This is a genomic window from Cyclobacterium sp. 1_MG-2023 (assembly GCF_030546805.1).
Lineage (GTDB): Bacteria > Bacteroidota > Bacteroidia > Cytophagales > Cyclobacteriaceae > Cyclobacterium.
On record NZ_JAUOPC010000017.1, the window covers coordinates 70,600 to 82,745 of the forward strand.

Below are 12,146 nucleotides of genomic sequence, written 5' to 3' on the forward strand. Positions count from 1 at the left end.
CTTCAGTAATAGTTGCAAACCATTACGTATTCAAGTAGTTAATATAACAGATGAACCAAAACCAAATTACAATCATAGGCGGAGGGCTTTCCGGATTAATCGCGGCTTACCTTTTAGCGAAGAATGGTAAGGAGGTTCTTCTCATTGAAAAAAAGAGCTACCCCTTTCACAGGGTTTGCGGAGAATATATCTCCAATGAAGTAAGGGATTTTTTAATCAATGAAAATCTCTTCCCATCCTGCTTTAATCCTGCAGAAATCAATACTTTTAGGTTAACTGCCGTCAATGGTGCCTTGGCAGAAGTTCCGCTGGACTTGGGTGGTTTTGGCATCAGCAGATACAGCTTTGACCATTTTCTCTACCAAAAATGTCAAGAAGTAGGCGTAAAGTTTTTATTAAAGACTCAAGTAGCTACAATAGATTATATACCCAAAAAAAAGGCTTTCGACCTAAGTACCAATCATGGTGAACGACTGGTTTCTCCCATTGTATTGGCAGCATACGGCAAAAGATCCAAGATTGACAAATACCTCAAGCGACCTTATTTAAAACAGCGGAGCCCCTATATAGGTATCAAACACCATATCAAAATAACCCAAGCAGACCATATTGTAGCACTGCACAATTATGAAGGCGGCTATCTGGGCATCAATCGCGTGGAGAATGAACATTTCAACCTATGTTACCTTGGGAGCAGGGCCCAATTAAAAGCAGCAGGGAATATCCCTGCCATGGAAGAACAATATTTGTTTAAAAACCCACATATCAAAGCAATCTATGAAGGTGCAGAATTTCTCTGGGAGAAACCCGAAGTTATCAATGAGATCAGTTTTGCCACCAAATCTCCGGTAGAAAACCAGGTGATTATGATAGGTGATGCAGCCGGTATGATCACACCTTTGTGTGGCAATGGCATGGCCATTGCCATTCATAGCGGAAAACTGGCAGCCGAAGCTATCCTAAAACACAAGAACCTCAAAACCGTACAGGAGGAATATACTAAGGCTTGGAATTATTTTTTCTACAGTCGCTTGCGCACCGGCAGGGCTGTTCAGCGGCTATTTGGTGCCCCTCTGGTCTCCAAAATAGCAGTAAATGTGCTCAAAAAGTCCCCTTTCCTGGCCAAAAAACTTATTCTCCAAACGCATGGAGATCCTATAAGATAAAACCTCTCCCTGGTCAAAACCAAGGAGAGATTCCTATAGAAACAAAATTACTTTTCCTTATAATTTAAAAGCGGATGGATATTCCTGCCATAAAGTTGGTACCTGCCATTGGGTAATAATAGTTCTCCGCTACCCTTTGCATCCCCTGTCCTTCACTGTTGGGGACGAAATAACCAAAGGTGTAGCCGTTGGGTTCGTAAAGTTTATCGAATACATTGTTGACTTTACCTGAGAATACAACTTCTTTTACAAATCCCGGTTTCCAAGAATAAACGAACCTAAAGTCAGTGGTCCAATAAGCATCAAGACTTCTATCCTCTTGCTGGGCATTGTCCAGAAATTGCTGGCCTACATATTTATTGAGCAGGCTCAATTCAAGATTTTTTATAGGCTTGAAATCAATAATTGCACTCCCCACTACATCCGGAGAAAAGGCTATGTCTGTTTTGGTATAAGTGATGCTTTCCTGACCAATAAATGCCCAGTTTTCGTCGTATACATCACTGTATTCCGTATAGCTATCAATTTTATTCCGGCTAAAAGCAACATTACCGCCTAAGGTCCATTTCGGGGAAAGTACAACTGCTGCATCAAGTTCTATGCCCGCCCTATAGCTACTGGCAACATTTTCTCTAATATAAGCCCCCACATCATTTAGTTGACCGGTCAACACCAATTGGTCTTTATAACCCATATAATAAAAGTTGGCATTGTACTGAAAATTAGCTTGTTTGACCCTAATTCCGGCCTCCACATTGTTAAGCTTTTCAGGCCTTGGAATTTCAGTAATGGGAGAGTCAGTAAAATCACTTCTTACAGGTTCTCTATTGGCCACTGCATAAGAGGCATATAAAGTTTTTCCATTTCCACTTTCGTAAGAAAGCCCAAACTTAGGATTGAAAAAAGTGTAAGATTGTTGTCCACTAACATCTCTTTGGTCACTATTTTTTCCATTAAAAGAGTAATCAATCCCTCTTACTTGAAGGTCTCCAAATAAGTAAAGTCTTTCCCTTACCTCATAAGTAGCTTTTGTGTATATGTTTCGATCATCTTTTACCGCCACATTGTTATAATACTTGTCGCGAATATTGGTGTTTCCGGCAATGTCCATCCATATGATTTCACCGAAGTGGTCGCCATCATAGCGATTGGCTCCTCCACCTACAATGGCATCCAACCTTCCATCAGATGAAACATACTTTAAGGAGAAAACAGCACCATAGAAATCATTGTCAAGCCATCTCCTTCGGATAATATCCGTACTATTGATTGCTTGATCTCCTATCTGTATAGGGTCAATTCCATAATCCTCTAGGTCATCATCTTCTTTAAACTGCTCATAATAACCCTGACCTGCAGTATAATGCAAGGCAAAATTCGCCTTTAAGTTGTCAGAAAGCGTTCCGGCATAAATAAACTGATAATGATTTTGCTGGTAATTGTCTGTTTCGTTATCGTAGGTATACCCATTATAAGTTCTATTGGTGGCCAGCAAATTTTCCGGAACACCATTCCAAGCTTGGTAGGTTTTTTCTGCACCGGCAAAGATATTCACTTTGACCACATGCTTGTCTCCGTAATATCCTCCGGAAACAAAATAGGATTTGAGGTTAGAAAAAGCCCTGTCTATATACCCATCAGATGTTACCTGCGAAAGTCGTGCATCCACAGCCCACCTGTCATTGATCAATCCGGTACCTGCTTTTATGGTATGCTTGCGGGTATTGAAAGAACCGTAGGAATTGTCTGTTTCAGCATAGGCCTCCTCTTTCTTTGTATCGGTCTGTATGTTGAGGCTGGCGCCGAAGGTGGCCGCTCCGTTGGTAGATGTTCCTACTCCTCTTTGGATTTGAATATTGTCTACTGAGGAAGCAAAATCAGGCATATTTACCCAAAACACCCCGTGTGATTCGGCATCATTCAGTGGGATTCCATTTACGGTGACATTGATCCTTGTCTGGTCTGTCCCCCTTATTCGCAGCCCTGTATAGCCTACTCCCGTTCCGGCATCGGAATGGGTTACAATTGATGGGGTATAATTTAGCAATAAAGGTAAATCTTGCCCTAAATTATCCTTACCAATGGTCTCCTTGTCTATCACTTGGAAGGTCGTAGGGGTGGTTTCTGAAGCCCTGGTTCCCGACACAATAAATTCCTCGGCCGTAAGGGCTATGGGCTCAAGTGCCACCACAAGTTTTTCTTCCTGAGGAAGAGAAACGCTAATCGTTTGGGAGGAAAACCCTATAAATGAAATGCGAAGACTTGCGTTCTTTTGCTTTAGGTTCATTAACTGAAAAGCACCATTTTCATCAGTAACTGTCCCTTTGGAGGTACCTTCCAGATAGATGGTCGCACCTTCTAGAGGCGCATTACTTTCAGCGTCAGTAATTAAACCCTGAATATTATTTTGGGCAATAGCCCAGTGGCTCAGCAATAAAAATACTGCTGAAATACAAATACGAATCATGTTGATATTTTATTCTGGTTAAACATAGAAGAAATGAGGGGACAAATCTCCTTTTCTTGTTTACCCAATAGCATTACGTACGATTAGCTATTTTTCATTTCCCTGCGCCGGCATTATCCGGATCAGGTGATATGGGTATGATCTCAGCCCGAAATATTAAGGCACCCCTAATGATCTTGCCACAAATGTAGCAGGTATTATTTAAAATATCAAACTTCCAATTTTAGATTATGCAGTACCCAAAATTTTCAAATGACGAAAATGAGACCTAAAAGCCCACCTTAATTTTTGATGTTCAAGGTATTGGATATTGTAATCTTTACAGGTTTCCTTAATGATTTTACTTAGGGCCGGATAATGAATATGCGATACTTTGGGGAACAAATGGTGCTCAATTTGGTAATTCAAGCCACCCAAAAACCAAGTCAATAATTTATAACCCGTAGCAAAATTAGCAGTGGTTCTAATTTGATGAATCATCCATTCGTCTTCCAAGCAATTAGATACCGGCTCAGGCACAGGAAAGGCCGTTTCCTCAAGGCTATGAGCCAATTGGAAAACCAAGGTCAACAATAATCCTGCAAAAAGGCTGTACACCAAAAAGCCTATTAACCATGGCACCCAACCCATCATGTATACCGGAATGGCAATAAACAGCAGCAAATGCAAGGCCTTAAAACCCCAAAAACTGATATGGTCAGATAATTTCATTTTCTGAATTGGCACTACTCCGACTTTTCTAGTCACATATTTTTTATAATCTGTGAAAAACACCCAATAAAGGTACAACAGGGAATAAGTTAAAATGAAATAGTAATGCTGAAACTTGTGGATTTTGAATTTCTTTTGACTTGGAGAAAGGCGTAAAAATGGCCTTGCATTCAAGTCATCATCAACCCCATCCACATTGGTATAAGAATGATGAACCACATTGTGTTTGGTTTTCCACATGAAAACATTAGCACCTAGAAAATTAATGGACATTCCTGCTAAAGAATTGACCCATGGCTTATCGCTAAAGCTTCCATGAGCACCATCATGCATTACATTAAAACCAATGAAAGCAGTCAAGGCACCCAATATTAAGCACTCTATTAGGCCTAAAATCCAATGTGGTGTGAAAAACACCAAATGAACGTAAAGCAAAAGAAAAGACACAACCATGATGCCTGCCTTTATGAAAAGGTCAATGTTCCCAGATCGGGCAATGTTTTGAGATTTAAAATACTCTCCAACCCTTTGTTTCAAATCTTGGTGGAAGGTTATTTTTGGTCTAGAAAATTTAGGCGTAGCCATAAATGTAAATAAATGTTTAATAAAATTGGAAAGGTTACTAGGCGCTAGTAAATATAAAAAGTAGCCGGTGGTAGGGTACAAATATACTTCTAAATATACTACTTTAATCTGACATTTTCAAATGAAAGTGTATTCATCAAATGCATCATATCAACTTTGATGTATTCAATTATGGGTGCCAGTGAGTCATTTTTAACTGCTGTCTGAAAGTATAACGCTCCCCGTAAAAAATGTTGTGTAGAATCAGTAACAAAAAATTGAAACTGGGTAGGCACTTCCCCACTTAATTCAGAAACAAAGCCGCTATAGCCTTTGGGCGTCAATAAAACAGCTTCATCTATTCCATAAGCTTTGACCTGATGCTTGAAGGTCAAACTCATGGCATCATTCAGATAAGTTTTGAGCAAATCCTCATCACCATTGATTTCCTTATAGGTAAGGTGAACTCGGGCATCTAGTCCTGCATAATGTACATTCGTCCAGGTCTCTTCATCAAGGTTAAAGGAATCTCGTTCAATCTGCGCATAAGCAGAATGTTCAAAATTATAAGGTAAATTTTTATTTAATGAAACAAAATCCCGCTCCGGCAAATCAATGCGGTTATAACCCGTAGGTTTGGGAAGATAGTCTTCACTACATGCTCCCATCACCAGCAAGGCCAACCAACAAAGGGCCAAAGCAGGATTTTGATACAGTTTTTTTAAAAAAACCATTATTATTTTATCCAAGTCACTTTATCAGATATAGGGCTTCTCTTTCCTTCGGGCCAACCATCAGAGGAAGGCTTGGCTACAAAGAAAAAACCCATCAACATGTCTTCTTCTCCCAAGCCAAAAAAGCCCTTTGCCTCCGGCCAGAATGTAGGAGCACCTGTGCTCCAATAGCCGGCTAAGCCTCTAGCACTAGCAGTTAAGTACATGTTCTGAACAGCCATAGCTACGGAAGAAATCTCCTCCATTTCAGGAAGGTTTGCCCGCAGGTCTCTCTTCATGCCAATGGCAATTACATGAGAAGCCTTTAAAGGGTTTTCTTTCAGCTTATTGTAAACAGCTTCTTTAAAAACGCCTGTCTTTTTACTACGCTCTTTGTATAAGTTCGATTGATAATCAGCTAATTTTTTTAAGCCTTCACCCGAAAAAACTACAAAGCGCCAAGGTTCTGTAAGCTTATGTGTAGGTGCCCAGTTGGCATTCTCCAATAGCTCCTCAATAATCCCATCATCAATAGGGTCATTTTCCTTAAATTGGGCCACAAATTGAGACCTCCTATTGCGTATAATTTTATTGACTTCTTCTATATTGAATACAGGCCTGTTGTTCATAAATAATTGCTTTTTTGAGATTGTTAATATCTTAGTCCAACCTTAATTCCACCATAAAAGTTTCTTGTCGCTGCCGGTTGGAAATACCTTCCGCCATATGGATTAAGATCATTGCCCAGGCTATAGCTCGCATTGGTTAAATTCTGTACCCCAAAATACAACTCGAGATCAAGGGCATTACCTACATCTCCTCTCCAGCCTACCCTTGAATTCATCAAGTGGTATGCTTCCTGAAATACTGTATTGGCATCATTCAATGGAATATCATCCACAAACTGATGGGTAAAGTTCAAGTAAAACCCGGGTTTGGTCTTGATATCCAATTGATTGGACAAGGTATGTGGAGCCACACCTGTAAGGTCATTTCCACTATAATCATTGTCTCCTTTTACGAAATCTACAAACTCAAAATAGTGACCTGTAAATGAATGGGTAATTTTAGCTTCCTGCACAAATCCCAATTGTTTCCTTATCAAAGCATAATCTACCATCAACTCTAACCCCTTCTGATTGGTCGCTCCGGCATTCCTGAAAAGTACTACGCCTTGCTCATTCACGAAGGTGGTGATGGTTTCATCCAGTTTAAAATAGAAAACCGAGCCATCCACATTTACCCTTCCTTTATTAAAGCTGGAACGGTAACCCAGTTCATAATTCACTCCTTTTTCAGCTTCCAGATCCAAATTGATGGATCCCTCATTGGTTCTTACCTCATCTATGGTTGGTGGAGAAAAACCGGAGCTAATGCTAGCATGTAAAGCTGAATTGGCGTTAATTTTTGCCGACAATGCTACCCTAGGTACAACTACAGGATCAAATGTACGTTTGGCATTGGAGGGTACGCCGTTGATCGCATCTATATTTCTGGCGATATCAAAGCTGGAAAAGTTCTCACTTAAACCTACTGTCATAAGCAAGTTATCGGTAAGCTCTGCTTCTAGCTGCTGAAATAGGAAAGCAGTGGTGGTAAGCAATTCATCTCCAAAACGAACGGTATCAATCTGTCCTCCATTGTTTCCGAAATTCAGAGCAGAGGTCTTGGAAAACTGGTATTCCCCACCTCCTATAAGTCTAACCGGAATATTGGCCCAGATGTCATCATAGGTAAAACTGGTTCTACCACCATAGCTAAACTGCGTTTCTTTTTTGTAATCCAGGTTAAAAGGATTCTCAAAATCGGTGGTATTGATATATAGTGAGGTTTTGTTGTCCAGATTATGGTTAAACCTGTAGTCATGTGACAAGGTACCATACATGGATTTTTGTTTGATCGAAGCATTTTGTTCTGCAGATCCTGGTCTTGCCTGTTGTGGATTTTCTGCCACCTGATCGGCTGTCAAAGCTCCCGGCAACTCATAGAAAAGGTCGGAATAAAGGATTTGTGTGGTAAGCTTCTGTTTCTTTGAAGGCTGATAGTAACCGGTTACTTGCACGACCTCTCTGTCCATGGCCGTATGGTCTCTGTACCCATCCGATTTTTGGCTGGCATAGGCCACAGATACCCCACCATTTTCCAATTTTTGATCAACCCCTAAGCGATACCGAACCAGTCCAAAATCACCTACAGAAAGATCCGCGCTAATCCTATTTTGGTCTATACTTTCCTTACTGGTAAAGCTAATTACCCCTCCGTTTCCTGCACCATAAATACTGCCGGCCGGACCTTTGATTATTTCTGTATTTTGAATATTGGATAAGTCAAGCATGTTCAATGGCGTGGTACCGTCTGCCGCGGTAAAAGGCATGCCATTCCAGTAAACCTTCACATTTCTTACCCCAAATGGAGCACGCAAAGAACTACCTCGGATAGAAACCCGGTAACTGGCCGGTGCCCTTTCCTCTATACGTATTCCGGGCTTTGTGTTGAAAGCCTGAACCAAGGAGGTTTCATTAAATCGATATAAATCCGATTCTGCAACCCTGGCGATTCCTGCAGCCTGTTCCAACAATGGCCTTTCAGAATCAAAGGAGCTGACCAATACTTCTGTCAAAGCATTTTCTCCTCTTTCCAAGTATACCGTTACTTCACCTGAAGCCGGCACCAAAATTACTTGATCAACAAAGGCAATATGTGAGAACAGCAAATTAGAAGGCTCAGTCAAGTCTACTGTCAACTCTCCCTGCTCATTGGCAGTTACCGCTTTTCGGGTGTCTACCTTTACCGTAACAAAAGACACAGGTTCTTGAGAATCAGCATCCAAAACCTTAATATTCGTCTGCGCCAAAAGCCCCATCGGAAGGAGCAATATTAATAATAGTTGTAATGTTAATTTCATTTTTTGTTTTTTATAATAGTGGTGGTTAAGTTTCAAGCGTAAAATTAAACCATTTTTAAGGGAAAGTAACACCAATGAAAAAAACCTTGGACTGTTAATCAAAAATTTAATAACTTGTTCGAGTATTTTCATTTTACCCAAAAAATATTATGGATAGAAGATCCGCTATGAAGCAATTAGCAATTCTTACCGGAGGGGCGGTCATGATGCCTGCCTGCAACTTCAGTGAGGAATCGATTTTGCAAGCCTATCAAAACCTAAAAGTTACCCAAAGCGATCATGCTTTGCTAAGCCAAGTGACCAATACCATTTTTCCAGGCACCACACTTAAAAAAGCCGAAGAATTGATGATTCCGGACTTTGTTCTGCTTATGAGTAACGATTGTCTGAACGCCGATCAACAAAATGGTTTTGTAAAAGGGCTTAAAGGCTGGGATGATTTTTCAAAGAAAACCTTTGGTAAGGCATTTTCTAAAATGGACCAAAATGAAGCCGAAGAAGCCATAATAAAAGGAATGGCATTGGAAGGAGAGAACGACAGTGAAGCCGGCCATACCCGCCAATTCTTGAATACCACCAAACGTTTTGCCTTGCAGGGATATCTTAATTCTGAATATTTTATGACAGAGATAAAGCCATACGAACTGGTTCCCGCACGTTTTTATGGTAGTAAATTAATTGAAAACGCATAAACTTAGATAGGACCCAATGGCCAATTTGAATATAAAAAGCAAAAAAGAAAACAGCTATGATGCCATCGTCATCGGCTCCGGAATAAGTGGAGGATGGGCTGCCAAAGAATTTTGTGAGAAAGGATTGAATACCCTGGTACTTGAAAGAGGCCGGGAAGTAAAGCATGTCAAAGATTATCCCACCACCAACAGCATGCCTTGGGAACTTGAGCACAGGGGAGGAATACTCCAAAATGTGAAAGAGGAAAACCCGGTTGTGAGCAGGTGCTACGCCTATAAAGAAGATACACAGCATTTTTTCGTTAAAGATACCGAACATCCTTATGTTCAAGAAAAGCCATTTGACTGGATTCGTGGCTACCAAACCGGAGGAAAATCTCTGCTTTGGGCCAGACAGGTACAACGTTGGAGCGATTTTGATTTTGAAGGCCCCGCAAGAGATGGATTTGCAGTAGACTGGCCCATACGCTACAAAGACCTGGCACCTTGGTACAGCCATGTAGAAAAATTCATTGGTGTATCCGGTAACAAAGACGGAAAGCCCAATTTGCCGGATGGGGAGTTTTTACCTCCCTTTGAACTAACTGCCGGAGAAAAATATTTTAAGGAGTTCCTGAAAAACAATTACCCTGAAAGGGAGATTGTTGTGGCACGCTGTGCCCATATCACCGGCAACCAAGAATTCTATGCCAAGCAGGGTAGAACCCTTTGCCAAAACAGGACCCTTTGCCAGCGTGGTTGTCCATTTGGCGGATATTTCAGTAGCAATTCCTCCACCCTTCCATGGGCTGCCAAAACAGGCAACCTTACCATGCATCACCATGCAGTGGTACACTCTATCATTTATGATGATGAAAAAGGAAAGGCCACAGGAGTAAGGGTGATCGATGCCCAAACCAAAGAAATGAAAGAGTTCTATGCAGAAGTCATTTTTGTCAATGCCAGTGCTTTGAATACCAATTTAATTTTGCTGAATTCTACTTCCAGCCGCTTTCCCAATGGTCTTGGCAATGACAGTGGGGTGCTGGGTAAATATGTTGCCTTCCATAATTATCGTGCAGGCATCTCTGCAGAATACGATGGATTGAAGGAATACACGACTGAAGGAAGAAGACCTACTTCAGGTTATTTCCCCAGGTTCAGGAACCTACATAAACAAGAAACAGACTTCTTAAGAGGCTATGCAGCGGGCTTTAGCTCAGGAAGAAGCACGCACAGCGACTATTCAGGTATAGGCGATGAACTGGAAAAATCCATGGCAAAAGCACCGGAGTATGGTCCTTGGCGCATGGGTTCCCACATGATGGGGGAAACCATTCCAAAAGAAGAAAGCCAGGTAAGCCTAGACTCCGAACTTAAGGATGAATGGGGTATACCACAATTGAAAATCGCCATGGATTATGACGACAATGATGAGGCCATGATCAAGGATTATTTAGAGCAAATGTCGGAAATGTTTGAAGCAGCAGGTTTTACCAATATCCGCACTAGGGATGACAAACGTGCGCCCGGCCTTGACATCCACGAAATGGGAGGAGCCCGAATGGGCAAAGACCCAAAAACATCGGTACTCAACAAATGGAATCAAGTGCATGCCTGCCCTAATGTATATGTCACGGATGGTGCCTGCATGACCTCCACCAGTACCCAAAACCCTTCCCTAACCTATATGGCCATTACGGCAAGAGCAGTAGACCATGCAGTGAAGACAAGGGGTAAAAGTTAAATCAAAATAAAATAGGAAGACCCAAAAGATCAATCAGACAGGCCGGAAATATTTTCCGGCCTTTTTTTGGGGTTGGCGTTGGGCTTCAGGAGGTCGATTGATTATAAAGACTTGAGATTTTGTCAGCGTTATTGCTAAAAACTGGCAACAATACCGCCAAAATCATTATCCAAATTCATTCTTACCATGGGCTACACCCATTGCTAATTTGTTTCAGCCTTTCAGGCCTTTTGTGGAATAGGTTTGCTCCCGAAACTATTTTTCAGCTTTATAATTGACAATGTATCAGCTATTTAATAACTTATAACAAATAAAACCCTAAAGCCATGAACATCGTTTGGATAGTTATTTTACTTATTGCTGCAGCGCTAGGAGGAGCATTCGCTTATTTGATGGTAAATAAGATAAAGTCAGGACAAAAATCAATTAGAGATAAATCCCTCTAAAGGAATAAAGAAACTGAAAGTTCAGTACTCATGACAAATTAAAACAGAAAAGCGGTAAAGTTCCTTTAGAACATTTACCGCCTTTTTTTACTTTTTAACTATCCGATAAATCTTTACTTTTCGTCAATAAATTGCTTTTGGATATGGTCCTCTTCTTCTTTTTCTCCATGTTCCTCATTTTCTTCATCAAAGAAACGCTTCTGGAAAATTAGGATGATACCTACACCTACAAAAATGGAAGCATCTGCTATATTAAAGATTGGCCATAGGGCAGTATAGCCTCCGCCAAATATTGGGATCCATTCAGGTACAAAACCTTCCCAGATGTCAATGTAAAACATGTCCACAACTTGTCCATGAAACCATGGGGTGGCAGCATCAAAAGGAGCGTTCCCAAGCCAAACACCGTAAAAGATGCTGTCAATAAGATTACCCACTGCTCCTCCGAGTATCATGGCAATACATATAATGTATCCCGGGTGCGCTTTTTTAGTAATTAGGGAATACAAATAATAACCAATCCCAAACATGGCCACCAATCGAAAGCTGGTCAGTAATAGTTTACCATATTCGGAACCCAATTGCATGCCAAATGCCATTCCCGGGTTGGTGGTATAATGGAGCTTGAACCAATCTCCAAAAACTTTGATCTGTCCTGCTGTGCCAAAATCCATTCCGTAGTGGACCATCATCTTCACTGCTTGGTCAATCACAATCACCAATAAGGTGATGCCAAAATATTTCCAATATTTCATA

The 12,146-nt window shown here is 41.0% G+C and carries 9 protein-coding genes and 1 riboswitch; of the genes, 3 read left to right on the forward strand and 6 right to left on the reverse strand.

The window, feature by feature from the left end; genetic code table 11:
• Positions 1 to 50: 50 nt before the first annotated feature.
• Positions 51 to 1,166 carry an NAD(P)/FAD-dependent oxidoreductase gene (locus Q4534_RS21580; protein WP_303615231.1) on the forward strand — a complete coding sequence of 372 codons (1,116 nt, stop codon included), beginning with the start codon at positions 51 to 53 and terminating at the stop codon, positions 1,164 to 1,166.
• 64 nt (positions 1,167 to 1,230) lie between these two features.
• Here the strand turns inward: Q4534_RS21580 and Q4534_RS21585 are convergent, their stop codons facing one another.
• The 5 genes from Q4534_RS21585 to Q4534_RS21605 all read right to left on the reverse strand — a co-directional run bounded on the left by Q4534_RS21585 (position 1,231) and on the right by Q4534_RS21605 (position 8,526).
• Positions 1,231 to 3,633: a TonB-dependent receptor gene (locus Q4534_RS21585; RefSeq protein WP_303615232.1), complete on the reverse strand. Its 2,403-nt coding sequence runs from the start codon at positions 3,631 to 3,633 to the stop codon at positions 1,231 to 1,233.
• Positions 3,634 to 3,715: 82 nt separating this feature from the next.
• Positions 3,716 to 3,812: riboswitch (TPP riboswitch) on the reverse strand.
• A 49-nt stretch (positions 3,813 to 3,861) separates the two neighbouring features.
• Positions 3,862 to 4,929, reverse strand: coding sequence for an acyl-CoA desaturase (locus Q4534_RS21590; protein WP_303615233.1), 1,068 nt, complete (start codon positions 4,927 to 4,929; stop codon positions 3,862 to 3,864).
• A gap of 98 nt (positions 4,930 to 5,027) precedes the next feature.
• Positions 5,028 to 5,642: a gliding motility lipoprotein GldD gene (gene gldD, locus Q4534_RS21595; RefSeq protein ID WP_303615234.1), complete on the reverse strand. Its 615-nt coding sequence runs from the start codon at positions 5,640 to 5,642 to the stop codon at positions 5,028 to 5,030.
• Between the two features lie 2 nt (positions 5,643 to 5,644).
• Positions 5,645 to 6,250 (reverse strand): nitroreductase, encoded by a 606-nt coding sequence (locus tag Q4534_RS21600; protein WP_303615235.1) that lies wholly within the window; start codon positions 6,248 to 6,250, stop codon positions 5,645 to 5,647.
• Positions 6,251 to 6,273: 23 nt separating this feature from the next.
• A complete protein-coding gene (locus Q4534_RS21605) occupies positions 6,274 to 8,526 on the reverse strand; it encodes a TonB-dependent receptor domain-containing protein (RefSeq protein ID WP_303615236.1) in 2,253 nt (750 codons plus the stop codon).
• 149 nt (positions 8,527 to 8,675) lie between these two features.
• Between Q4534_RS21605 and Q4534_RS21610 the strand changes: the two genes are divergently transcribed.
• Complete coding sequence (locus Q4534_RS21610; protein WP_303615237.1) at positions 8,676 to 9,218, forward strand: gluconate 2-dehydrogenase subunit 3 family protein; 543 nt, start codon at positions 8,676 to 8,678, stop codon at positions 9,216 to 9,218.
• Positions 9,219 to 9,234: 16 nt separating this feature from the next.
• Positions 9,235 to 10,944: a GMC oxidoreductase gene (locus Q4534_RS21615; RefSeq protein ID WP_303615238.1), complete on the forward strand. Its 1,710-nt coding sequence runs from the start codon at positions 9,235 to 9,237 to the stop codon at positions 10,942 to 10,944.
• Positions 10,945 to 11,503: 559 nt separating this feature from the next.
• Here Q4534_RS21615 and Q4534_RS21620 read toward each other — a convergent pair.
• Entirely contained in the window at positions 11,504 to 12,145 is a 642-nt protein-coding gene (locus Q4534_RS21620) for a lipoprotein signal peptidase (protein ID WP_303615239.1), read from the reverse strand.
• Position 12,146: the final 1 nt, after the last annotated feature.

Excerpts from the sequence above, each read along its gene's own strand:
- Q4534_RS21600 (WP_303615235.1), bottom strand. The coding sequence starts at position 6,250 with ATGAACAACAGGCCTGTATTCAATATAGAAGAAGTCAATAAAATTATA.
- Q4534_RS21610 (WP_303615237.1), top strand. The coding sequence starts at position 8,676 with ATGGATAGAAGATCCGCTATGAAGCAATTAGCAATTCTTACCGGAGGG.
- Q4534_RS21580 (WP_303615231.1), top strand. The coding sequence starts at position 51 with ATGAACCAAAACCAAATTACAATCATAGGCGGAGGGCTTTCCGGATTA.
- Q4534_RS21585 (WP_303615232.1), bottom strand. The coding sequence starts at position 3,633 with ATGATTCGTATTTGTATTTCAGCAGTATTTTTATTGCTGAGCCACTGG.
- Q4534_RS21590 (WP_303615233.1), bottom strand. The coding sequence starts at position 4,929 with ATGGCTACGCCTAAATTTTCTAGACCAAAAATAACCTTCCACCAAGAT.
- Q4534_RS21620 (WP_303615239.1), bottom strand. The coding sequence starts at position 12,145 with ATGAAATATTGGAAATATTTTGGCATCACCTTATTGGTGATTGTGATT.
- gldD (WP_303615234.1), bottom strand. The coding sequence starts at position 5,642 with ATGGTTTTTTTAAAAAAACTGTATCAAAATCCTGCTTTGGCCCTTTGT.
- Q4534_RS21615 (WP_303615238.1), top strand. The coding sequence starts at position 9,235 with ATGGCCAATTTGAATATAAAAAGCAAAAAAGAAAACAGCTATGATGCC.
- Q4534_RS21605 (WP_303615236.1), bottom strand. The coding sequence starts at position 8,526 with ATGAAATTAACATTACAACTATTATTAATATTGCTCCTTCCGATGGGG.